The organism is Desulfocicer vacuolatum DSM 3385 (genome assembly GCF_900176365.1).
GTDB classification, from domain to species: domain Bacteria; phylum Desulfobacterota; class Desulfobacteria; order Desulfobacterales; family Desulfobacteraceae; genus Desulfocicer; species Desulfocicer vacuolatum.
Genome location: NZ_FWXY01000007.1, coordinates 23,023 through 46,762, shown reverse-complemented (window position 1 = coordinate 46,762; position 23,740 = coordinate 23,023). Strand labels below are relative to the sequence as shown.

Below are 23,740 nucleotides of genomic sequence, written 5' to 3'. Positions count from 1 at the left end.
CTTTCGGGCCTTTTTAGTTCACTCAGCGCTCATCTTTAAATTTAAAAGATGAAACGTCCCATGACCATCCCAATTCACCGTAATCACCAGTTTGATTTCCCCCGTCTTATTTAATATTTCCAAGCAGTGGTTGGGCATTTCCCAGTGGCGTACATTTTTCCATAATTGATCATGGGGATAGGTATGCATTTGAAATCCATGACGAATCCCTCCACATGCCACGTACACGTTGGCCCTGGCAGCACCGGTGGTGGTGCACAGCTGCATATCCATGCCCGCCCCGGTAATTGTGGTATAATCGCCTTTTTTAAATACATAGGTAAAGGGGCTTCTCCCATGGGGAATATAACGGGCTGACACTTCATGTTCATCAATCTTCCATTCATTTTGAACATACTCCCCGTCATGGAAATCCATGGCCAGATCATGGCTTGCTGCCAGAGATAAAAAGGGGGATAAAAATAACAGATACATTCCCAGCAAAATATTAAATATAAATATCTCTTTCTTTATCATCACCGGGGACGGCCCACATTTTGATGTCCCCGATCTGCCCACAACACAGCATGAAATACGCCTCTTATTTACGGAGTATTTCATATAAAAAACCCCTCCAAAATTGTCAAATTTTCAATATTTGTAAGATACCCCACTTGACCCTCCAATGGGTTAAAGGTACAATCGGCTCAAAACGTTTCATCATCGAATAAGAATCAATTTTTCGGGCAAACCGCCCACAATATGGAGATAAAATTGAGCCAGTTAAGCCTTGCCTATTCCAGCTGCCCCAATGACACTTATATTTTTCATGCCATGGTGCACGGCCTCATCAACACGGCAGACATCTCTTTTAATACCAGCATTGCCGACGTGGAGACTTTGAACCAGAAAGCAGCAAAAACCACCTACGACATCACCAAACTCTCCTTTGCCGCCATGGGAAACCTGGGTGATAAATACAGAATATTGAGAAGCGGCGCAGCCCTGGGACGGGGATGTGGCCCACTTGTTATCGCAATGCCCGGTCAATGGAAAATCCCTCAAAAAAAAGTAACGGTCGCGGTTCCCGGCCTTGGCACCACGGCCTGCCTTTTGTTCCGATTTTATCTTGAGGATCAATATCCGGGCCTGACCACAGAACTGATCCCCCTGCCCTTTGAACAGGTCATGCCGGCGGTGAAAACAGGAAAAGCCACCCTGGGGGTCATCATCCACGAAGGTCGATTTGTCTATGAGCACATGGGATTTGAATTGATCCGGGATTTAGGGCAATGGTGGGAACAAAACACCGGGCTGCCCATTCCATTGGGATGCATTGCCGTGAAAAAAGAAATGGAAAGAAAAACAGCCACACAGGTGGAATCCATTATCCGACAAAGTATTTCCCATGCAAAAACGTTCCCTGAAAAGGGGGTTGCCTATATCCGACACCATGCCCAGGAATTGGCGGACACCGTCATACAGGAACATATAAAGCTCTATGTAAATGATTTTTCCATGGATCTTGGCCCAGAGGGCGAAAAGGCCATTGTGATATTTTTTAAAAAAGCTCAAAAAACAGGGATTCTTCCCCCGGGGCCGGATTCATGGTTTATGACGTAGCTATTTTAAGTAAGGGGCAAAAAATTGCACATCCACCTTTTCAGAAAAAATACCATGGCGGTAAAGTGAATCAAAAAAATAGGTTAACCCTTTTATTTTGGGGGCATCAAGGTCACAAATCAGCCCTTTGAAATACCTGTCCACATAGGATTCTTCAAGGTTGAGTTTTTGGGCACCTTTTTTTATCACCTGCCGGATATGGTCATACCCCATGCGCCTTGACTGATAAAAAAGATCAAGGGCCGCCGCCACCGCATGGGGGTGCTGTTGTGCATATTTTTTTTGCACCACCCACAGGGCATAAACAAAGGGAAGTCCGGTGGCTTTATGCCATACTTGGCCAAGATCAAATCGATATTTAAACCGGGACTCCCAGGGCTGTGTCATGGCTGCATCCCCGATGATCATGGCTGCATCAACATCTTCGGGAACATCTTCAATGCATTTTAATTTCCCCGTGCGATACTCCGGAACCATCTGTTTTTGTGCCATTATCAATTTCACCAGACAAACAGAGGTGGCCGACTCCCGGGTGAGCATAATATTTCGGCCATGGAGGTCGTCCAGGGGATAATTACTCATTAAAACAACACTCATCACATCCCCATGGGAAGAAATGGAAAGATCCGGCAGGATAAGAAGCTCTTTGTGATTCATGCCATAAAAAGCCGATGAAACAGGACTCATGGCAATCTTGCCATCCCGGATCATTCCATTTAAAACAGCAGGGGGACTTGGCACCATTTTGATCCAGTCGGGCAGCAATCCATTGTCCAGGCCATAATAAACCGGAGAAGCGTTGATATAGTCTATTTTACCCATAAGAAGGGTTGATTCTTTCATTTAAATGCGGCAAAGGCCCCCTTATAAATGATAAAAGACAATGGGGGATAAATGCCAACTCCTTTTTGTTAAAAATCCTGATCCTCAAATACAGCTGCCGCAGACAGACCCTATTTAAATTTTCATCCGCCCGCAACAAATCATGTAAACAGTATTTATCAACGGCAAATCAATCAAATCTGATCCATTGGGAAGCGTTCATCTGTCAGCCCGGGTTATGAAGCAACAGCACGACTGATCATATTATAATAACAATCCCGCTGCCGGGGGATAAATCCGGCGGTTTCAATGAGACGGCGCAACTCCTTTTCCGGCAGCATGAAGTCCACCCCGGCCGATGCCACCACATTTTCCTCAATCATGGTGCTTCCCATGTCATTGGCTCCGTAAAAAAGGGCCGTCTGGGCAATTTTTTCTCCCTGGGTCACCCAGGAAGCCTGGATATTATCAATATTATCAAGGTAAATACGGGACAGGGCCAACACACGCAAATAGACAACCGCAGGGGTTCCCATGCGATGAATGCGGGTATTGCCCGGCTGGAATGTCCAGGGGATAAAGGCGGTGAACCCACCGGTGCGATCCTGGAGATTACGGATTTTATCCATGTGCTCAAAAATATGCCGGGGGATTTCCACATGACCAAACATCATGGTGGCACTGGATTTCATACCCAGATTATGAGCAATCTCCATCACTTCAAGCCAGGGACCGGACATGCATTTATTGGGGGAAACCCTTTGACGCACATCATCACAAAGAATTTCAGCTCCGCCGCCGGGTATGGAGTCAAGCCCTGCCTGTTGGAACCGGGACACCACCGTTTCAATGGACAACGATGATTTTTCAGCAATATAAGTAATTTCCGGTGGGGAAAATCCATGGATATGAATTTTAAAATTGGCTTTGATATCTTTTAAAAGATCAATATAATAGTCCAAAGATAAATTGGGATTCATGCCGCCCTGGAGTAAAATCTGGGTTCCTCCCAGATCAATGGTTTCCTGGATTTTTTCATGGAGACTCTCCCGGGAAATCACATACCCCTCACCGCTTTCCGGTGTTTTATAAAAGGCACAGAACCGACACCCGGACATGCAGATATTGGTGTAATTGATATTTCTGTCCACAACAAAGGTAATATTTTTATCGGGATGCAGTTCAAAGCGCTTATGCTCTGCCATACCTGCAAGGGTTAACAGATCGGCATCTTCAAAAAGGACAAGCCCCTCTTCAATGGTAATGCGCTCTCCCCGGTAAACTTTATCAACAATTATATCCAAATCTTTCATTTTACGCTCCATGGCCCTTATCCTTATAATCAGTCGTCAGCACACCGTCCCTGCGGAGCTCATTGTAAAAGGTATCCCGCTCCACGGGAACAAAGCCCGAATCCCGGATCATCCGTTCCATGTCATCCCGGGTCAACCCCTTGGCAGAGGTGGCCCCGGCTTCGTGGGTAATGCGTTCTTCTATGATGGTTCCATCCAGATCATCGGCCCCATAGGCAAGGGCCACCTGGGCAAGCTTTTCAGTGATCATCACCCAGTAGGCTTTTATGTGATCAAAATTGTCCAACATAAGTCTTGCAATGGCAATATTTTTAAGGTCATCCATGGCGTTGGTGGCAGGAAGATGGGACAGGGCTGTGTTTTGAGAATGAAATGCCAGAGGGATAAACGCAGAAAATCCCCCGGTTTTATCCTGGAGTTCCCTCAGGGAAATCAAATGATCCACCCGCTCTTCCAAAGTTTCTATGTGTCCATAGAGCATGGTGGCATTGGTGGGAATGCCTGCCCGGTGAACAGCCTCCATGATCTCCAGCCATCGTTGGGCGTTCACCTTTTTGGGAAATAGTTTTTTTCTTACCCGTTCACTCATCACCTCTGCCCCGCCACCCGGCATCATATCCAGGCCAGCCTCCTTAAGCACCAGAATGGTTTCTTTAACACTGAGCCCGGACAATTTGGACAGATAATCAATCTCAACAGAGGTAAATGCCTTTATTTTTGCATTGGGCCTGACCCGTTTCACCGTTTGGAGCAAACCGGTGAAATAATCAAAGTCCAGGGAAGGATGGAGCCCCCCCACAATATGCAGTTCATTAACAGGCTCCTCAATGCGGGCCATGAGGCGTTTTTCAATCTCATCCATGTGCCACAGATAGGCCCCATCGTCTCCTTCATCCACAGCATAGGCACAAAAAAGACAACGATTTTTGCAAATATTGGTGTAATTTAAATGCTGGTTATACACATAAAACGCATCATTGCCATGCCGTTGACGTCGCACATGGTCGGCCATGCGTCCCACCCCGTTCAAATCCCGGGTTTTATAAAGCACCAGGCCATCCTCCCTGGACAACCGAATGCCTTTTTTCACCTTATCATAAATTTTTTTTAATGCATCATCACGAAATAAGCGGTTCACATCATACCTTCTTTATTGTTAAGGTCACATCACTGATTAATATCGGCAATCATATCTGCAAGACCTGTGGCCATGCGGGCCATTTCCTGCCGCCTTGAATTGTTGGATCTGCTTTGAAGCCCTATTTCTTTTCCGGGAGAATCGGCCACACGCTTTGGTTTATGGCGCACAGTGCTCAGTTTAAGACAATTTCCTGACTTATCACAAATCACAGAAAGACGTACTTTTACATCAATATCAAGCTGATAGGCAATTTTTTTTTGGTGCACAACAAGGCCGCCGTCAACATAGGCCACATCATCCTGGACAGCAATTTTATATTTTTTCTTTAATTTGCCCACCACAAACGGCCAATCCACCGATTGATGAATATCCTCCAGCAAATCATCTTCCGGTACAAGATCCTGTGCAAAATTGCTCACCAATTTCTCCAATCCCCCAAAAAATATTTTAAAAATGAAACCTTAAATCAACCTGAAAATCTTGATCATCGAGTATAATAAATAAAATAGTTTGTCACCATGAAAAAAGAAATAATTGTGGATGAATTCAGATCAATGGTATAAGGAGTTCAAAAAAAGGAGGCATTCATTTGAAAACCGGCATTGAAAAAAGAATTAACCGATTGAAAAACAAGATGGCAGTCACTGAAACAGATACGCTTATTCTCTTTTCAGATGAAAACAGACGATACTTCAGTGGATTCACCGGGGAAGATGGAAGTTATGATGAGTCCGCAGGCATATTGATTATCACCCGGGAACACCTGATTCTTGCAACAGACTCACGGTTCGAGACCCAGGCGGCCCGGGAAGCGGAGGGGTATGAAATTCATTGCTATAAAAAAAGCATGGCCGTTGAATTACCCCATATTTTAAAGAAACTTCAATCCAAAAATATCGGGCTGGAGTCTGACCGACTGACCCACGCCCTTTACACTAAAATTGAAAAAGAAGCAAAAAACGCAGGGCTTCAATGTCGTTTCCAACCGGAAGACACTCTGCTGAAAAACATAAGGGTTCAAAAAGATGACTCTGAAATAAAAGCCATAAAAAAGGCCCTGGCCATTGCCGAGACTTCTTTTCTTGAGCTCAGGGAAATGATCCACCCGGGCATGACAGAAAAAAAAGCAGCTTGGCTCCTTGAAAAATTCATGCGTCAAAACGGGGCAGATGCACTGTCTTTCCCTGTCATAGCCGCATCAGGAAAAAACAGCGCCCTGCCCCACGCCATACCCGGGGATCGTGCTTTCAACACCGGCGAGCCTCTTCTTTTTGATTTTGGCGTCCGCCTGGATGGCTATTGCAGCGACACCACAAGAACCCTTGTGATTGGATCTCCGGATGATACATTTAAAGAAGCCTATGAAATACTCAATACAGCCCAACAGATGGCAGTGGATGCCATTGCTCCCGGCATAAAATGCAGTGATATAGATAAAATTGCCAGAAATCACATTGACAGCTCCCGCTTTAAAGGCTCTTTTGGCCACAGCCTTGGCCATGGTGTGGGACTTGCCATCCACGAGGCACCTCGGCTCTCTTCTCTGGATGATTCTGAACTAAAATCAGGAATGGTGGTCACTGTGGAGCCTGGGATATACCTGCCCCAATGGGGAGGCATCCGCCTTGAGAATATGATTCTTGTAACAGAAAACGGTGCTGAAGTTTTAAACACCATGGGGTATGACAATTATAGGCTTCAATCCTTGTAAGCAATTAGAATTTTATTGATTTAAATGCCATCAGGCTTTGCGGAGTCCCCGGTTCATGTTTCCACTGGCATACCCGTCAAGATCCAATGAAACAAATTTAAATCCAAGGGCGTAAAAAGCCTTTGTGATTTTTTTCCTGTATAAAGAAGAGGATAAGGTTTCAATATCTTTGGAATCACACTCAATTCTGGCCATATCACCATGGCAACGAACCCGGATTTTTTCAAAACCGAGTTGTTGCAGCTCGGCCTCGGCATCGCTGATCTGTTGTATTTTTTTTCTTGTCAGCTGTTCACCATAGGGTATGCGGGTGGCAAGGCAGGATTGGGAAGGCATATTCCAGGTTTCAAGCCCCATTTCTCTGGAAACCGTTCGGATTTCGGCCTTTGTAAGGCCTGCATCCACCAGTGGGGAAAGAATCCCAAGTTCACCGGTGGCCGTCAACCCCGGTCGATAATCACTGAGATCGTCCTGATTCACCCCATGGGCCAATGCCGTAAAGCCTCTGTTTTCAGCGGCCATGCGCAGGAGGGAAAATCCCAGCTTTTTACATAGATAGCAGCGGTTTTCATTGTTTTGGATAAGGCTCTGGTCTTCCCATGGATTAAAATGAATGATTTCATGGGGTAGACCCAACTTTTCAGCCATGCGTATGGCATTATCTGTGTCCTGCTTTGCCTGAAACTCTGACACCAAGGTTAAAAGCAATATCTTACTCCCCATATTTTTTTTTGCCATGGCAGCAAGAAATACGCTGTCAACACCGCCTGAAAAGGCAATGGCAAGGGGCGTTTTTATTTTTAACAATGTTTTTAATTCTTCAATTTTTTTACGCACGGTTATCCTCATGTTAAAAATGTTAAAAAACGATTAATGGCACTGGGAATGTTGTTTTTTATATGAAATACTCCGCAAATGAGGGGCGTATTTCAAGCTTTGTTGTGGGTAGAACCGGATCAGAATACGGTCCGCCCGTGGCGGTTATATGAAATACTCCGCAAACCTTAGGATGTATTTCAAGCTTTGTTTTGGGTGGAGCAAGGTTCTAATGGGACCCGCCCACGGCGGTTATATCCAAACCGATTTTAAGTACATCCAGTGCTAATTAATTAAATTAACACAAAGAAATACACGTCCTGCTTTTGTCCCAACAAACTATTTACAAAATCAAAATTATTGTATATGTTTTGGTATTTATTTTAAAGGGGTTATCCGTTAAAGTCATTATAATTTTGAACTATGGTTAATACGATTAAAGGGGAGACATGGCTGCAACAAAAAAGAAAAAAGTAGCGAAAAAAAAAGATGAAAAAGCCACAGCTAAGAAAACTGCGGCTAAAAAAACTACGGCTAAAAAAAGCACCACTGCCAAAAAAACCGCAACGGCCAAAAAGACCACAACCAAAAAAGCTGTGAAAAAAGCGCCTGCGAAAAGCAAAAAAACAACTGCAAAAGAAACTGTGGCAACCGAGGCAGCGGCTAAAAACTCCCAAAAGAAAAAATTGGCTGAGGATACCAAAATAGCCGAAGAAAAACGCCTGGCGGAGGAAGCGGCTGCAAAAAAAGCAGAAGAAGAAAGACTGGCGGAAGAAGCCAGAATTGCTGAAGAAAAACGCCTGGCGGAGGAAGCGGCTGCAAAAAAAGCAGAAGAAGAAAGACTGGCGGAAGAAGCCAGAATTGCTGAAGAAAAACGCCTGGCGGAGGAAGCGGCTGCAAAAAAAGCAGAAGAAGAAAGACTGGCGGAAGAAGCCAGAATTGCTGAAGAAAAACGCCTGGCGGAAGAAGCGGCTGCAAAAAAAAGAGCAGCCGAAATTCATCAAAAAATTAAAGAAATTGCTGCAAAAGAAGCCATGGAATCAGAAAGCTCAAACACACCGCCTCCACCGCCACCGGCAACGCCCCCTGAAAATTCCTTTGGAAAACCGATGATGATAGCTGCGGCCTGTTTTATTCTTATCATCGCCATGATTATCATCTCAAGCTTTAACAACTCCAACAGATATTTCATCAAAAATACATTTCAGGGTATGGAAATCTGGAAGGGAGATTTTGCCCCTGTGAGCAAACACAAAATTGCCTTTCTTGAGGGGGTTGTTTATCCAGGAGAAGAAAAGAACTGCTATACGGCCAAAGAAGTTCTTCCTGTGGCCTTTTTTCATTATATCAATGCAGCAGACGCTCTTTTAAATGCAGATGGAGATATTGATTTTAAACGCGCTCGAACCTATATTGACAATGCTTCCAAATACGCCACAGACACCAAAGACGCAGAGACACTCAGTGAATATCGAACGCTTTTTTTTCAAGTATCCCTTAAACCGGAATTAGATACAGGGCATGACACAGAAGCGGTAAGTCACACGGAAAATGAAGCAACTCATTCTGCCACACAGGAAGCAAGTGAGGCATCCCCAGAAATTGAAGCGCCAGCACCATCATCCCATGATAAAGAAACAGAAGCCCCAAAAGTTCATGAAAAAACGCCCCATGGTGAATCTTCACACAATTAAAACTCATTAATGAGCTCAGTGATTTTAAATTCACCGCTTATCACGGCAATATATCAACACCCCCTGAACTAAAAAAAATTCGGGGGTGTTTGCCAGGCTTTTATAAAAAAATCACCCAAAGTTTATAACGGCAATTTAATAAATTCTGACTCACTGAGTCCAGATATACTTTAAGAATCAAACAGCTGGATCTTGATTAAAACAATTTTCTTATCTTTGGCAGCAGAGTCCGGTCATCCGGCCTGCTGCCATTTTTTCTAATTCTCGTACACTTCATATTTTGTTTCAATATCCACCAAGGCATCTATTCTATCCTGGCATTGCTTACGCTCATCACTGACAAGCCATCTTGTCCAGTCATCAAGGGTCTGCCACCTGCTGATGATCAGTGATTTTTCAGGAACATCAACCCGCCTTAGAGTCTCCCCTCCAATGTATCCGGGTTGTTTCATGGCAGCTGAACGCATTTCCATGAAAATAAGATTTAATTCATTGGAAGCCGTCTTGGGAATATTTCTTTTGATAAGAACTTTAATGGTCATAATCGCCTCCTTTTGATAACCGCCGCGGGTAGAAATCCTTTGCTCCAGAATTGTCCACAACAAAGCTGGAAAAACTTATGGTTTAAACGAGTTTTTCATATAACCGCCACGGGCGGACCGTATTCTGATTCGGTTCCGCCCACAACAAAGTTAGAAATACTCCCCGGGATTGCGGAGTATTTCATATAAAAAAAGAATATTAAAGAAACGAAGGGAATGAACCTGTATCTATTCAGACTGTCTTTAAAGACTAAATATCATTTAATATAAGTAATATCACAGAGCAGAGTAAAAAAAAACAAATTTTATTAATTATAGTGTTGACTCGCCCAAAGGCATGATGTATAAAGAGCTCCATAATTCGTTGGGTGATCGTCCAATGGCAGGACTACGGACTCTGACTCCGTCAATTAAGGTTCGAATCCTTATCACCCAGCCAACGAGCACATAAGGCTTTCAGTATTATCCACTGAAAGCCTTTTTATTTTGAAAAATAACGCAACAATTATCTCTTACTGTTAAGCGTAATACTTTATTAACTCAACTTTCGGTGTTCGCATTTCGTGGTGGGGCCAGGCTTTCGTTATTGACATTATCGAGGCTTTTTTCGTTGGCAAAGGCCTTGGTCGATAACATCAATAACAAAAGCCTGACCCCGTCGGCACACTGAGCCCATCGGTACATTTAAAAATGCCAGCTTTGAAATGAAGCCCGAAAGCCGAGTTACCAATTGGACAATTCAAATCCCAGACTGCAATTGTTTTCAATAACCCATATGGCTGAGAACACCAACCACAACGAAAATTGAAACTTTTACAAATTCAGGCCTTTGGATGGGAGCTTTTATCAAGATTCTCACTTGGAGAATAATTTTTAGGCAAGAGCTGCACTCAACAAAGCCCCCATTAAGTAAATGAATTTTTTAATTAAGAGCACTCCCAAAAAGCTCCATGTCAAAAACATATGCATAAAAATAAATTCTCACGAATCCTCATAACTGGTGCCACAGGGGTTGCCGGTCCTGCCATTGTGGAAAAACTAATTAAAAGAGGATACCATGTCAAAATCTTTTCCAGACATTGCCTGAAGCATAATGAAATGCCAAAGCAAGTAGACCGTTTCCAGGGAAATATCCTTGATCCCACAGCCATAACCCTGGCCATGAAAAATATAGACGCCGTCTTTCATCTTGCAGCAAAGCTCCATGACACAAAGCATCTTACCCGGGAAGAGACCTATTGGCAGACAAATACAACAGCCACGCGACTGCTTGTCAATGCGGCCCGTGCGGCCGGGGTGAAACGATTTATTTTTTTCAGCACCATCAATGTCTATGGCACGTCAAACCGGAATCACTGTTTTGACGAATCCTCCCCGACATCGCCCAATGGAATATATTCCCGATCAAAGCTGGCGGCAGAAAAAATTGTCCTTGATGCCGGGCAGCACACCCCCCGATTTTCCGTTGTTATTCTGCGGGTGGCTGCGGTTTATGGAGAAAGGATGAAGGGAAACTACAATCTTTTGATCCGTTATTTGAAAAAAGGGGGATTTGTGCTCTTAGGAAGCGGCGAGAACCGCAGAACCCTGATTTTTGACAAGGACCTGGCAACGGCTTCCCTGATGGCCCTTGAACATCCAGATGCCACCGGCAAGATATACAACATCACAGATGGAGCCGTTCACACATTCCAGGATATTGTCCACGCAATGTGCCGGGCACTGGACAGGCCATCCTCCTTTATCAAGATTCCGGCATCTTTCATGCACAAACTCATAGAGTTAAAACAGCAACATATCCGATCCAGAACATTAAATCTATTTTTGAATGCTGCAGAGAAACAGATGGAAAGCCTTGCGGTTTCTGGAGAAAAATGCCAAAGGGAGTTAAATTTTACCCCGAAATATGATTTAAATAAAGGGTGGCGACACGTCATTTCAGGTAACGGAAAAATCACCCCATACCCTTGAACCGTAAGACAATTTTTCGAACCACTTTTACCACATCACTATTTTTCCCCGGTTTTTCGGCTTTGTTCTTTTCACCTGCACTACCCCTCAAAAATATACCCCACAGAGCGCCTGCTTTTAAAAAACACCGGTTTTTTGGGATTTTTTTCAAAATATTTTCGCAAACGAACCATAAAATTATCCACGGTGCGGGTGGTGGTGGTGCTGGAGTACCCCCAGCCTGCCTTTAACAATTTTTCCCGGGGGACGGGTCTGCCCCTGTTGGCAATAAGCACCCGCAGCAACATGATCTCCTGTTCGGTCAGCACAATCTCACCATCAACGCAACGGGCCTTTGCCGTGACAAAATCCACCACATTATCACCAAAGCAATAGGTATCCCCACTAAAAACATCTGTCTGTTCCGAATCAGGCACTTCCTTTTCCGACAATGCCCAGGACTGTCTTTCAAGAAGACGCTCTATTCTTAATAAAAATTCATCCAGATCAAAGGGCTTTGCAAGATAGTCATCCACTCCGCAGCGAAGGCCCTTTACTTTGTCCTCCGCACTGCTCTTGGCAGAAAGAATCAACACGGGCAGGCGAGGATCTTCCCTTCTGATGGTACGAAGCACAGACAGTCCGTCCATCATGGGCAGCATGATATCCAGCACAATAAGATGGGGATTCCGGGAACGCCAGGCATCAATACCTTCAATGCCGTCGGATGCAAGGGTGACATCATACCCCTTCATGGAGAGATTCAGGCGAATGCCCTCGGCAATATGGGTTTCATCTTCAATTACCAGGATACGCTTTTTTTGATCATTTTCCATAAATTTCTTCCTTTGAGGTTATCTGCACCCTGCCCCGGCAAATAGAGTGTAAAAACAGCACCAAAGCCCTTTCCCCGGGAACGGGCAGCCACCTTCCATCCATGGATGCGTGCAATGCTGAACACAAGATACAGCCCAAGCCCACTCCCCTTGACTCCCTTGGACTCACTGTCCGATGCCTGGTAAAATTTCCGAAAGATTTTTTTAATTTCCGCTTGCTCTATACCAATACCATTGTCCACAAAATCAATCATGAGACGCTGTTTTCTGGGCCTGAACACAATACGGACGGCGGGGATATCACTGCTGTTATATTTCACGGCATTTGAAACAAGATTCATGAGCAACATTTCAAACAAGAGTATATTAACGGAATAAATAAAAACTGGGGAAGGACTTTCCACCGTTATTTTGCTGTTATGAAATAAAGATCGATTCCTGTCACAGAAACCCTGCACAAGATCAACCAGATTTTCCCGGGTGGATTCAGCCCCAAAGGTTCGACTTTCAATGCGGGCAAGATTTAAAATACTGTTTATATTCTCTGTCAACCGCGTCACATCATCCAGCATGAACCGGCTGTATTTTCTGATCTCTTCCACGGACAGCGAATGCCTTAAAAAAGATTCCAGATAAATTTTCAGGGACGTCACAGGGGTTTTCAGTTCATGGGTAAAATTATAGATAAAATTATGCTGGAGCCTGAAAAGCCTCACTGTACGTTGATAGTAAATAAATGCCAGAAAAATTCCGGCCAGCACCACCGTGATCAAAAGAGTTAGAACCAGTATGGTCATTCCGGTTCTGGAGGGAAAAATCTGACCTGGATCAATGTGAAATTTTTTAATAATCACTTCCAGGGCTGCCGTGATATCCATATACCAGTAAATGGTTAAAATCAGGGCCGTGGCAAGGGATATAATGGAGCACGCAAAAATAAATACAGGGTGCAGGTACCATCGGGTTGGATTGTAGATTTGAAATGTCATGGCACCATGATGCGACAGAATAAATAAGGAATCAAGTATTTAAACAAAAAAAGGCCCTGGATTATTTTGATCCAGGGCCTTTTATATTTTGTGCATCCATATTGATGCATGCTTTCTTGTGGCTCCCCAGCACGGATTTGAACCGCGGACAATGTGGTTAACAGCCACACGCTCTGCCGACTGAGCTACTGGGGAACAAAGGACTTTCAGACCAGCCCCGCAGGGCCGTTCCGTCAAAGACTTGATGCTTATACCCCAAAGACCCCATGGTGTCAAGAAAAAAAAAGGCCCCGGATCAATTTAATTCCAGGGCCTTTTATATTTTGTGCATCATATTTGATGCATACTTTCTTGTGGCTCCCCAGCACGGATTTGAACCGCGGACAATGTGGTTAACAGCCACACGCTCTGCCGACTGAGCTACTGGGGAACAGAGATCTTTAAGGCCAACCCCGCAGGGCCACTCCGTCAAAGACTCGATGCTTATACCCCGATGACCCCATGGTGTCAAGAAAAAAAATTAACCAATTGACTTTTTTTCTTGAAAGTCTATATTTCAGACATCTTTCAGGGCGGATTCAGATCCTGAAAACAAAACATAAACCCTATCAAAACAAGGACTTATTATATGATCACAGAAGAAGGCATCATCACAGGAACAAACCAGGCCATGGCATGGGTCAAAACCGTCAGATCAAAGTCTTGCGAGTCCTGTGACTCCCAAGATTCCTGCGCAGAGGGCGGAAAAGCAAGGGAAATGGTGGTACAGGTGGAAAATTCCCTCAACGCCAAAGCCGGGGATCGGGTGGTCATCGGATTTGGCACAGCACCCATGCTGCAACTTTCATTTGTCCTTTATATTTTTCCTGTAATTTTTCTTATAGCAGGTGCTGTCATTGGACAAAACTGGGCACCTGCCATGAACATGGATGAATCAGCGGCATCCATATTGGCAGGTCTGGCAGGTTTTGCCCTCTCCTTTGTGGTGGTACGCCTGTTCAACCACCGATTTGCAAACAAAAAAGAGTTCAAGCCGTTTTTGGTTCGATTTGCCAGAAAAACAGAACCGGAAGCGTGCAGCAAGATCTGATACCCCCAAAAGGTGGTGTGGCTTTATGCCACCCATCTTCCAGGACAAAGTTTTTCCAGGCCTTCCCCCCTCCGGTCGCTATTTCATTTTCTGCAAAAGTCAACCCTTTCTTCATAAAAAATTAAAACCAAAAATATTTTTCCCTTGAATATTGTCCCTTTCTGGGATAGTAAGCTTAAAGTTTAGCGTATTGTCATTTGCACTGTTAACCGCTTTACCGATTAAGGATGAGGCAAGAACCATGACCTCGAAAAAAGAGTTAAAATTCGCTTCAATTCTGGCAATTGTTCTTTTCATTACAGGCATCACCTGCTACGCTGCATTTCCCCCGCCTTCCCCGGATGAACCGGTGAGGCTGATGTTTCAAAATGCCGCAGGCAAAGTGTTGTTCACCCATGCTGGCCATCAGGACTATGATGTATCATGTCTGGACTGTCATCATAACATCGAAGATGATGAGATCTACAATTGCAGTGAATGTCACGAAGCCACCGGCGACGAAAGTATGCCGGGAAGAACGGACGCATTTCACGCCCAATGTACAGGCTGTCATCAAGACCTGGGAGCCGGCCCCGTGGAATGTAATTCATGCCATGCCCTTTAACCCGATGATGGAACCCCTTACATTTATTTAAATTAAGGATTTACCCCAACAGGGTTAAACAACATGGACCCATTTACACCAGATAAAGGTTTGTTATGATTAAGAGATCATTTATCGGATTGACTGCACCACGTCTCAAGTGTGACTTGGTTGAACCAAGTCCAAGGGAACCGGAGATGATTCCCATGCCCCCCCGCCTGATACTTCTGCTGGACGAAGCACTGGACAGCACCAAGGAAACATGTATCAGAAAGGGCGACATTGCGAAAAAGGGAGAAAAACTCTTTTTGTATAAAGAGAGTACCTGCTATGTCACGGCCCCCACCTCCGGCACCATTACTTCAATTGCTCCTTTCACCGGTGACTTTGGAGAAAACGCCACCTATCTTGTTCTTGAAAAAGACGGCAAAGATGAACCGGCGGACGGTATCTCCGATTTTGCAGATGTGCCGGATCTTGCCGCAGCAGACGGAGCGTTAAGAACCCTTCCCGGCGCTCCCCCACTGGAACTGCTGGCTGCTCCTGATTCCAAAATCAATAAGATTGTTATTTCCGGCATGGACAGCGATTTAATGTCCACCACCCGGCAATATCTGGCATCAAAATGCATGGATGATATCAAGGATGGCATCGAACGCATTAAAAACATGACCGGCATCACTGATGTTTTCATGGCCATTCCTGAAAAAATGTCCCAGCTTTCTGCATTCCAGGGAATGAATACCATCAAGCTCACCCAGGACTACATCGGTACCCTGCCCCAGATGATCATGAAAAACCACATGGGCATTGCCCCGGCGGCCGGCACAAGTTGTGAAGACTTAGGCGTCTGTTTCATGTCCATTGAGGCGGTACTTTCCCTGACACGTGCTTACAAAGAAAAAGCACCTGTGTTTGACAAAATCATTACCGTTATTGGAAAAGACGGCGGAATTAAAAGGGTCAGTGCTGTCATCGGTACTCCCATCCATCGCATTCTTACCCAGCTGGGCCTTGAGACCCGGGAAATGGACAGGATCATCATTGGGGGCCCGTTAGAGGGCTTCAGTGCCTACACCCTGTATCATCCGGTACAGCCTGACATGGATACCATCATCCTCCAGGACTGTGAAGATATTCCCGGTGTGTCTGACTATCCCTGCATCAACTGCGGTAAATGTGTTCGTATCTGCCCGGCCGGCGTTCCTGTGAACCTGCTGGTGCGCTACCTGGAGGCCAATCTCTACCAGGAAGCCGTGGACAGCTTTGATCTTGATGCCTGCATCGACTGTGGATTGTGCAGTTATGTATGCACGGCAAGAATACCGATTTTTCAATACATCAGGCTGGGAAAACATGAGCAGCTGATGCTGGAAGCTGAAATGGAAACGGAGGCTGAAAATGCATAAGCAGAATAAATTCACCGTATCCCACGCACCGTTCTGGCATGATGGCGACAGCATCGGGGAGACCAACAAAAATATCATGGTGGCGGCATTACCGGCCATCGTGTTTGGGGTTTTCCAATTTGGAATGGCAGCCCTGGGTGTCATCTGTCTTGCCATTTCCAGTGCCATGGCCTGGGAAGCACTTTTTCAATTTATTTCAAAAAGATCCATTCAAATAGGGGATTACAATGCCGCTGTCATCGGCATGCTCACCGGCATGATGCTGCCAGCCACAGTACCCTGGTGGGTGGTCATCGTCGGCACATTGGTGTCAGTGGTTCTGGGACAACAGGTTTTTGGCGGTATCGGTGCCAATCCCTTTAACCCGGCGGTTATCGGCATTGCGGTTCTTTCCGTATCCTGGGGCACCTATTTTGACTTTGATGCGGCCCTGCTGAGCTATGAATTTGATTTCACGGCCCTTGCACCCTTGGGTGCACTGGATCACCAGGGTGTTGCAGCCACTGAACTTTTTTCCACCCAAAGCCTTCTCATGGGCAACCAGGTGGGGGCCATTGGATCTGTTTTTGGACTGGGTCTGATCATCGGGGGTCTTTACCTTATCCTCCGGGGGTACATCCGCTGGGAAATATCCGTTGCATACATTGCCGGTATCATTATCACCGCAGCGCTTTTCCAGATGTCCAATCCTGAAGCCTATGCCGGTCCCATGTTTCACCTGTTCACAGGATATACCCTGCTGGCAGTATTCTTCCTGGCACCGGAATCTTCATCTTCACCGGTTAATCTCATTCCCATGCTGATTTACGGCATCATGGGGGGGGTTATGACAATCCTCATCAGAAATATCGGGGCCTATGCAGACGGTACTTTGTATGCCATTCTGATCATCAATCTTATTAATCCGGTCATTGATATGATAAGACCGAAAGCTTTGGGAAAGGGAGTGAACAATGCGTGAAATGATAAGCATGGTTGTTGTTCTGACAGTACTCAGTGCCTTTTCCGGAGGTATGCTGGCGGCTGTGAGGACAGGAACCCAGGATAAAATTGAAAACCAGGTTCTCAAATTTCAGAAAGCACCTGCCATTAAAAAGATCCTCAGCAATGTTTCCAATGATCCTCTTCAGGATCGTTTTAAACTAACGGACAATGATCAAGAGATCACCTTTTTTGTGGGAAAAGTTGATAACAAACCCCAGGCGGTTGTCCTTGAAGGAAAAGGTAAGGGATACGGCGGAGATGTGGGACTCATGGTGGGTATCGACATTGAAACCGATGCTGTCATCGGTGTATGGGTCACCACCCATTCAGAAACCCCCGGCCTTGGTTCCCGGGCCAAGGATAATCCAGACTTTGTATCTCAGTTTTCAGGCCTGGGGCTGGATAAGGTTTTTGCAGTTAAAAACGACGGCGGTGAGATTGATGCCATGTCCGGCGCCACCATTACCTCCAAGGCTGTATGTATGGCCGCAAAACAGGTGCAGGAGCTTTACCTTCGTCTGAAACCTGAAATCCAAAAACAGACCCAACAGATGGCCAATTAGGAGATATAGTTATGGCACAATCCATGGTAAAAGAGTTTACCAAGGGCCTGTGGGCAGAAATTCCCCCGTTTCGACTTGTTCTGGGTCTCTGTCCCGTCCTTGCGGTAACAAAATCCGTTGAAAATGGAATTGGAATGGGTATTGCCACCACATTTGTACTGGTGTGCTCCAATTTTCTGGTTTCACTTCTGAGAAACATCATACCCACCAAGGTCAGAATCGCTTGTTTCATCGTTATTATCGCCACATTCGTTACTGTTGTGGAGCTCATGATGCAGGCCTATACTTATCCACTCTTTCTAAAGCTCGGTATATTCATTCCCTTGATCGTTGTGAACTGTATTGTGCTTGGCCGGGCCGAGGCGTTTGCCTTTAAAAATGCCCCCCACCTGGCCATTGCCGACGGCCTTGGCATGGGAATCGGCTTTACCCTCTCCCTGGGTGCACTGGGTGCAGTACGGGAGTGTCTGGGTAGTGGAACAATCCTTGGAAATGCAGTGTTTGGCCCCGGCTTTCAACCGTTTACCTTTATGGTGGAAGCCCCCGGTGCATTTGTCTGCCTGGGATTGATGTTGTGTTTAATGAACCTTATCGGTAAAAAATAAGAAAGGAGAATACCCATGGGCGATTACATCGTTCTTGCCATAAGCTGTATTTTTGTAAACAACATTCTCCTTGCGCAGTTTCTGGGCAACTGTCCCTTTCTGGGCACTTCCAAAAAAATGGAAACAGCAACGGGCATGGCCATGGCAGTTGTATTTGTTCTGGTTATGGCAGGCATGATTACCTGGATAACAGACAATTACCTGCTAAAGCCCCTGAATATTGAGTTTTTGAGAACCGTATCCTTTATCCTTGTTATTGCTTCCCTGGTGCAGTTTGTTGAAATGTTCCTGAAAAAAAGTATGCCGGCCCTGTACGCGGGTCTGGGCATCTTTCTTCCCCTCATTACCACCAACTGTGCGGTAATGGGTGTCTGCCTCATTAACATCAATGAAGAATACACATTTGTACAGGCCATTGTGGCTTCCCTGGCCTATGCCATTGGATTTGGCCTGGCCCTGATACTGTTTGCAGGAATCAGAGAAAGAGTTAACGTTGCAAGGGTTCCCCAACCTCTGCAGGATACCTCCATCGGTCTTGTCACCGCCGGAATTATTGCCCTTTCTTTTTTTGCATTCAAAGGAATGGTTTAAATATCTCCCGCCGACGGATGTTCATCCCCGGCGGGTGTTTTTTATTTGAACCACTCATTGAAAATAAAATAATGAGGTTATGAGGTTATTATGACTGAAGCTCTCTTATTTATGCTGGGCATCGGTGCTGTGTGCGGTCTGGTTCTCAGCTTTGCATCCAAAATATTCTACGTGTACGAAGATCCCAGAATTGCCATGGTTGAAAACAACCTGGCCGGGGCCAACTGCGGCGGATGCGGATATGCCGGATGCAGTGCGGCGGCCGAAGCGGTTGTCACCGGACAGGCTCCCCCCAATGTATGTGTAATTTCCAGCACCGAAGGCATCGCCCAGGTGGCTGCCATCATGGGCATGGACCCGGGCACGGCTGAAGCCCAGCTTTCCTACTCCATGTGTGACGGTGGCAACCGTGCCCCCAACCAATACCATTATATGGGGGTCAATTCCTGCAAGGCCATGGCCCTTGTTTATGGCGGACAAAGACAATGCCAGGTGGGATGTCTTGGCCTTGGCGACTGTATTAAAGCATGTAATTTTAATGCCGTATTCATGGGAAAAGACGGTTTTCCCGTGGTGGACGAAAGCAAGTGTGTCGGCTGTGGCGCCTGCCAGAAAGCATGCCCTAAGGACATTATTGAAGTTAAGTCCATGTCAGAAAAACTGTTGAAGTTCAATCAGCAAAATGATCCCCTGGCACCCTGTGCCCAGACCTGCCCTGCAGAGATCAATATTCCCCAGTATATTTCCCAGATTAAAAACGGGGACTATCTGGCTGCTGTTCAGACCATTCGCATGAGAAACCCCCTTCTTCTTTCCTGTGGACGGGTATGCCCCCATCCCTGTGAAGATGAGTGTAGAAGAGGGCTTGCCGATGAACCTGTCTCCATCAATCAGCTCAAACGCTTTGCTGCGGACTATGAGATGAACTCAGGTTCCCGTGTACCCATTAAATGTGCCCCGGACACCGGTAAAAAAGTGGCCGTCATCGGTGGTGGGCCTGCAGGCTTAAGTGCAGCTTATTTTCTGCGCCGGGTGGGCCATGCAGTTACTATTTTTGAAGCCATGCCCGAACTTGGCGGTATCATTCGATATGGTATTCCCGAATACAGATTACCCAAAAAAGTGCTTGCCTGGGAAATTGAAGGTATTTTGAACCTTGGCATTAAAGCCTACACCAACACCCGTCTGGGACTTGATTTCAGCATTGATTCCCTTGTAACATCCGGCTATGATGCCATCTTCATGGGCATTGGAGCATGGAAGGATTATGCCCTTGGTATCCCGGGTGAAGACCTTAAGGGATGTTACACAGGCATTGACTTTCTTTCCAGATCTTCCGGGGGAGAAACCTTTGAGCTTGGTTCTAAAGCGGCTGTCATCGGCGGCGGTAACACGGCTGTTGACTGTGCCAGAACCATGTTGAGACTGGGCGTTGAAAAAGTGTATATGGTCTATCGTCGTACCCGCAAGGAGATGCCGGCCAATGAGGTTGAAATTGTGGCCTCTGAACACGAAGGCATTGAATTTGTTTTCCTTGCCGCACCTGTTAAGGTGGTGGGGGATGATGAGGGCAAAGTAACCCATCTTGAATACCTTAAAATGGAATTGGGTGAGCCCGATGCCAGTGGTCGACGTCGTCCGGTACCCATTGAAGGATCTGAGACCCGCCTGGAGCTTGACACCATTGTCACCGCCATTGGCCAGTCACCTGATCCGGCATTTAAGGAGGGGGGCCCCAAACGAATGGATGAGCTTGAGCTCACCCGCTGGTCCACCATTGATAACAACCCTGAAACCCTTCAGTCAACGGTTCCGTATATCTTTACAGCCGGGGATTCGGCCACTGGACCTTCTCTGGTGGTCACTGCCATTGGCGGCGGTCGTCGGGCCGCAAGATCCATTGATCTTTACCTCAGGGGTGAAGAAGTTACACCGGTTCCGGACTCATTGCAGGATGCCCGCATTGAGGAATCTATTTTCACCAAGGTACCCGGTGTGAAACCCATCAAGCGTGCTGAGATGCCGGAGCTTCCCGTGGAGGCCCGCATTGATTCCATGGTTGAAGTGGATCTGGTTCTGCCGGAGGAAGAGGCCCTTAGAGAGGCTGGCCGCTGCCTGAAATGCTGTAGAACCTGCTATAATCCAGATATAAAAATAGCATAAACCACAGAAAAGATTACTTCTTTTCAGATGTTGTTATTTATTAATAAACCCATGAACAGCAAATTGCTCCGGTCTTTGACCGTAAGGCAGTTTGCTGTTCTGGTTTTAAATGTTCAAATTAGAGGTGCATGATGTTCCTGAACCTGCATTTTCTCCACAGATTTATTTCTGCCGTTACCTCCCCGACGTTTAATATATTTTACCGGTGCAGATCTTCCAACTCCGGGGGACAATGCCCGGACGCGGCGCATTTTTTCATGATTGTCACTGCTTGGATCTTTCTGGCAACAGCCGTGGATGCAGCTGCCGGCATCCATGATATGCAGATACATGAAATCAGCGGTAAAACCATGGGAACCTTTTATCATGTGAAGATTGCCCACCCGGGTAAAATTGATCGCGTTCTTTTAAAGAACAAAATAGATGCCCGGCTCCAGGCAGTGAATAACAGCATGTCCATGTATCAAAAAACCAGTGAAATTTCCCGTTTCAACCGTTCCCCTGAAAATACCCCCATGGAGATCAGTGACGGATTCTTCCTTGTACTGAAAGAGGCCCGGGCACTTTATGATCTAACAGGAGGGGCCTGGGACGGCACCATAAAACCATTGGTGGACATATGGGGATTTGGTACCACCCAAGCCGGGGGCAAAATGCCCACCAAGTCCACCATTGAGAATGCCCTTGCAAACACAGGTTTTGATAAAATCATTCTTGTTGAAAAAACCCTTGCCAAAAAAAAATCCGGCATAACCCTGGACATGGGCTCCATTGCAAAGGGATACGGCGTGGATCAAATTTCTGAACTGTTAAGGGAAAATCACTTTAAAAACACCCTGGTGGAAATTGGAGGAGAAGTGGTGGGTTCCGGGGAAAAAAAACCGGGAAAGCCTTGGAATGTGGGAATTACCACCCCGGACAAGCGACTTGACAAACAAACGGTGTACCAGGCAATTGCCCTTAAAAACCGGGCTCTGGCCACCAGCGGTGATTATCGAAATTTTATCATGCTGGACAAACAGGCCTACTCCCACATCATCGATCCTTCAACGGGATATCCTGTGAAAAACGGTGTGGTGTCGGCATCGGTACTGGCAGCCACATGCACCCTTGCCGACGGACTGGCAACGGCATTGATGGTCATGGGGCCTAAAAAAGCCATTGCCCTGGTCAACCGCATGGCAAACACGGAATGTCTTATTATTGTCCAGGAAAACGACGGCACCTTCAGCGACCGATACTCCACCGGTTTTCCCGTCCAAAAGAAATGATCATTTTTCGACACCTGTAAATGACCATCCTTTGGTGGGTTTCCCCAGGGCTTTGCCCTGCCAGAGATCTCTTTTTTCCAAAGTTTCATGTATCATCTTAAAGGTTGCAGTTCGATCCAGTGCCCACCGGGGATCTGCAAGCTCATCAGGGTGGGGATCTCCTGTGATTCTCTGAACAATCACATTGCCGGGTAGCAGGGCCAGAAAATCACACACAATATCCACATACTCCTGTTGACCAAGGCATTGGTATTGCCCGGCCTTCCACATGGTTTCCAGGGGGGTTCCCTTGACCACATAAAGCAAATGAATTTTCACACCGTCAATGCCAAGATCACCGATTTTCCGGGCGGTTTCAAGCATCATGGCCTTATCTTCACCGGGGAGCCCCAGAATAATATGGGCACACACATTGATACCTGCCTCTCTTGTCATCTGTGTTGCCCTGGCAAAGCAGGCAAAGTCATGCCCCCTGTTGATGCGTGCCAGGGTTTGATCGTGCACTGACTGAAGGCCGTATTCCACCCACACCAGATAATTTTTCACATAGGAGGCCAGCACCGCTATCTTGTCCGGGTCCACACAGTCCGGCCGTGTTCCCACGGCAATCCCCACCATGCCCTGGGCTGCCAGGGCCTCGTCATACATGGTTTTCATGTGTTCACAGGATGTGTAGGTGTTGGTATAAGATTGAAAATAGGCTTGGAATTTTTTTGCTTTATAGCGCCTTATCATAGCCTTGCGGCCCACCTCTATCTGTTCGGTGATGGAAAATCCCCGCTGCCAGAGCCCGGAGCCGGAGCCTTTGCTATTGCAATAAATGCATCCCCCCCGGCCAATGGTGCCGTCCCTGTTGGGGCACCCCAGCCCTGTATCCACGATGATTTTTTGCACCCGTTCCCCAAACAACCCCTTTAGGTAGGCATTGTAATCATTATATCGTCTTCCCACGTGAGATCTCTCTCCCTTCCCTGTTTTGATCTGATCTGAAAATATTCCACCACAAAAAAAATGAAGCACATCCATCTCTACTTGACCTTGTACCAGAGCAGATATATATTAACT

At 46.2% G+C, this 23,740-nt stretch carries 23 protein-coding genes and 3 tRNA genes; 14 read left to right on the top strand and 12 right to left on the bottom strand.

Annotation, left to right across the window (positions count from 1 at the left end; genetic code table 11):
- Positions 1–18: 18 nt before the first annotated feature.
- A complete protein-coding gene (locus B9A32_RS07980) occupies positions 19–600 on the bottom strand; it encodes a hypothetical protein (RefSeq protein ID WP_084068271.1) in 582 nt (193 codons plus the stop codon).
- 153 nt (positions 601–753) lie between these two features.
- On the opposite strand from B9A32_RS07980, the gene B9A32_RS07975 reads away from it, so the two are divergent.
- A complete protein-coding gene (locus tag B9A32_RS07975) occupies positions 754–1,602 on the top strand; it encodes a 1,4-dihydroxy-6-naphtoate synthase (protein WP_232367084.1) in 849 nt (282 codons plus the stop codon).
- Here the strand turns inward: B9A32_RS07975 and B9A32_RS07970 are convergent, their stop codons facing one another.
- The 4 genes from B9A32_RS07970 to B9A32_RS07955 all read right to left on the bottom strand — a co-directional run bounded on the left by B9A32_RS07970 (position 1,603) and on the right by B9A32_RS07955 (position 5,297).
- Entirely contained in the window at positions 1,603–2,424 is an 822-nt protein-coding gene (locus B9A32_RS07970) for a menaquinone biosynthetic enzyme MqnA/MqnD family protein (protein ID WP_232367083.1), read from the bottom strand. It lies immediately after the preceding gene.
- A gap of 236 nt (positions 2,425–2,660) precedes the next feature.
- The gene (gene mqnC / locus B9A32_RS07965) at positions 2,661–3,749 is read right to left on the bottom strand and encodes a cyclic dehypoxanthinyl futalosine synthase (protein ID WP_232367082.1); all 1,089 of its coding nucleotides are present in this window, start codon (positions 3,747–3,749) and stop codon (positions 2,661–2,663) included.
- Positions 3,739–4,827, bottom strand: a complete 1,089-nt coding sequence (gene mqnE, locus B9A32_RS07960) for an aminofutalosine synthase MqnE (protein WP_232367081.1) — start codon at positions 4,825–4,827, stop codon at positions 3,739–3,741. Before mqnE ends, mqnC begins: the two co-directional genes overlap by 11 nt.
- A 77-nt stretch (positions 4,828–4,904) precedes the next feature.
- Positions 4,905–5,297, bottom strand: coding sequence for a hypothetical protein (locus B9A32_RS07955; protein ID WP_084068266.1), 393 nt, complete (start codon positions 5,295–5,297; stop codon positions 4,905–4,907).
- Between the two features lie 170 nt (positions 5,298–5,467).
- Between B9A32_RS07955 and B9A32_RS07950 the strand changes: the two genes are divergently transcribed.
- Positions 5,468–6,589, top strand: coding sequence for an aminopeptidase P family protein (locus tag B9A32_RS07950; RefSeq protein WP_084068265.1), 1,122 nt, complete (start codon positions 5,468–5,470; stop codon positions 6,587–6,589).
- A gap of 30 nt (positions 6,590–6,619) precedes the next feature.
- On the opposite strand, the gene larE is transcribed toward B9A32_RS07950, so the two are convergent.
- Positions 6,620–7,426, bottom strand: a complete 807-nt coding sequence (gene larE, locus B9A32_RS07945; RefSeq protein ID WP_170923759.1) for an ATP-dependent sacrificial sulfur transferase LarE — start codon at positions 7,424–7,426, stop codon at positions 6,620–6,622.
- 428 nt (positions 7,427–7,854) lie between these two features.
- On the opposite strand from larE, the gene B9A32_RS07940 reads away from it, so the two are divergent.
- Entirely contained in the window at positions 7,855–9,099 is a 1,245-nt protein-coding gene (locus B9A32_RS07940; RefSeq protein ID WP_084068263.1) for a hypothetical protein, read from the top strand.
- Positions 9,100–9,356: 257 nt separating this feature from the next.
- Here the strand turns inward: B9A32_RS07940 and B9A32_RS07935 are convergent, their stop codons facing one another.
- Positions 9,357–9,641, bottom strand: a complete 285-nt coding sequence (locus B9A32_RS07935; RefSeq protein WP_084068262.1) for an antibiotic biosynthesis monooxygenase family protein — start codon at positions 9,639–9,641, stop codon at positions 9,357–9,359.
- A gap of 365 nt (positions 9,642–10,006) precedes the next feature.
- Between B9A32_RS07935 and B9A32_RS07930 the strand changes: the two genes are divergently transcribed.
- Both B9A32_RS07930 and B9A32_RS07925 read left to right on the top strand, forming a co-directional pair.
- Positions 10,007–10,080: transfer RNA gene (locus tag B9A32_RS07930), tRNA-Gln, on the top strand.
- Between the two features lie 524 nt (positions 10,081–10,604).
- Positions 10,605–11,612, top strand: coding sequence for an NAD-dependent epimerase/dehydratase family protein (locus tag B9A32_RS07925; RefSeq protein ID WP_084068261.1), 1,008 nt, complete (start codon positions 10,605–10,607; stop codon positions 11,610–11,612).
- Positions 11,613–11,692: 80 nt separating this feature from the next.
- Here the strand turns inward: B9A32_RS07925 and B9A32_RS07920 are convergent, their stop codons facing one another.
- The 4 genes from B9A32_RS07920 to B9A32_RS07905 form a co-directional block, all read right to left on the bottom strand.
- Positions 11,693–12,427 (bottom strand): response regulator transcription factor, encoded by a 735-nt coding sequence (locus B9A32_RS07920; RefSeq protein ID WP_084068260.1) that lies wholly within the window; start codon positions 12,425–12,427, stop codon positions 11,693–11,695.
- Positions 12,394–13,416 carry a sensor histidine kinase gene (locus B9A32_RS07915; RefSeq protein ID WP_084068395.1) on the bottom strand — a complete coding sequence of 341 codons (1,023 nt, stop codon included), beginning with the start codon at positions 13,414–13,416 and terminating at the stop codon, positions 12,394–12,396. Before B9A32_RS07915 ends, B9A32_RS07920 begins: the two co-directional genes overlap by 34 nt.
- 119 nt (positions 13,417–13,535) lie before the next feature.
- Positions 13,536–13,611, bottom strand: a tRNA-Asn gene (locus B9A32_RS07910).
- Positions 13,612–13,770: 159 nt separating this feature from the next.
- Positions 13,771–13,846, bottom strand: a tRNA-Asn gene (locus B9A32_RS07905).
- Between the two features lie 198 nt (positions 13,847–14,044).
- Between B9A32_RS07905 and B9A32_RS07900 the strand changes: the two genes are divergently transcribed.
- The 9 genes from B9A32_RS07900 (at position 14,045) to B9A32_RS07860 (ending at position 22,675) form a co-directional block, all read left to right on the top strand.
- Positions 14,045–14,506 carry a SoxR reducing system RseC family protein gene (locus tag B9A32_RS07900; RefSeq protein WP_084068259.1) on the top strand — a complete coding sequence of 154 codons (462 nt, stop codon included), beginning with the start codon at positions 14,045–14,047 and terminating at the stop codon, positions 14,504–14,506.
- 241 nt (positions 14,507–14,747) lie between these two features.
- Positions 14,748–15,110 (top strand): cytochrome c3 family protein, encoded by a 363-nt coding sequence (locus B9A32_RS07895; RefSeq protein WP_084068258.1) that lies wholly within the window; start codon positions 14,748–14,750, stop codon positions 15,108–15,110.
- 95 nt (positions 15,111–15,205) lie between these two features.
- On the top strand, positions 15,206–16,498 hold the full coding sequence (locus tag B9A32_RS07890) for a 4Fe-4S dicluster domain-containing protein (RefSeq protein ID WP_084068257.1): 1,293 nt from the start codon (positions 15,206–15,208) through the stop codon (positions 16,496–16,498).
- Positions 16,491–17,459 (top strand): RnfABCDGE type electron transport complex subunit D, encoded by a 969-nt coding sequence (locus B9A32_RS07885; protein ID WP_084068256.1) that lies wholly within the window; start codon positions 16,491–16,493, stop codon positions 17,457–17,459. The genes B9A32_RS07890 and B9A32_RS07885 overlap by 8 nt, the downstream gene beginning before the upstream one ends.
- Positions 17,452–18,045 (top strand): RnfABCDGE type electron transport complex subunit G, encoded by a 594-nt coding sequence (gene rnfG, locus B9A32_RS07880; RefSeq protein ID WP_084068255.1) that lies wholly within the window; start codon positions 17,452–17,454, stop codon positions 18,043–18,045. Before B9A32_RS07885 ends, rnfG begins: the two co-directional genes overlap by 8 nt.
- An 11-nt stretch (positions 18,046–18,056) precedes the next feature.
- Positions 18,057–18,650, top strand: coding sequence for an electron transport complex subunit RsxE (rsxE, locus tag B9A32_RS07875; protein ID WP_084068254.1), 594 nt, complete (start codon positions 18,057–18,059; stop codon positions 18,648–18,650).
- A 15-nt stretch (positions 18,651–18,665) separates the two neighbouring features.
- Entirely contained in the window at positions 18,666–19,241 is a 576-nt protein-coding gene (gene rsxA, locus B9A32_RS07870; RefSeq protein ID WP_084068253.1) for an electron transport complex subunit RsxA, read from the top strand.
- Positions 19,242–19,331: 90 nt separating this feature from the next.
- Entirely contained in the window at positions 19,332–21,404 is a 2,073-nt protein-coding gene (locus B9A32_RS07865; RefSeq protein WP_084068252.1) for an RnfABCDGE type electron transport complex subunit B, read from the top strand.
- A gap of 257 nt (positions 21,405–21,661) precedes the next feature.
- Positions 21,662–22,675, top strand: coding sequence for an FAD:protein FMN transferase (locus tag B9A32_RS07860; RefSeq protein WP_170923758.1), 1,014 nt, complete (start codon positions 21,662–21,664; stop codon positions 22,673–22,675).
- On the opposite strand, the gene B9A32_RS07855 is transcribed toward B9A32_RS07860, so the two are convergent.
- Entirely contained in the window at positions 22,676–23,626 is a 951-nt protein-coding gene (locus tag B9A32_RS07855) for a tRNA modification radical SAM protein MnmL/YtqA (RefSeq protein ID WP_232367080.1), read from the bottom strand.
- Between the last annotated feature and the right edge of the window lie 114 nt (positions 23,627–23,740).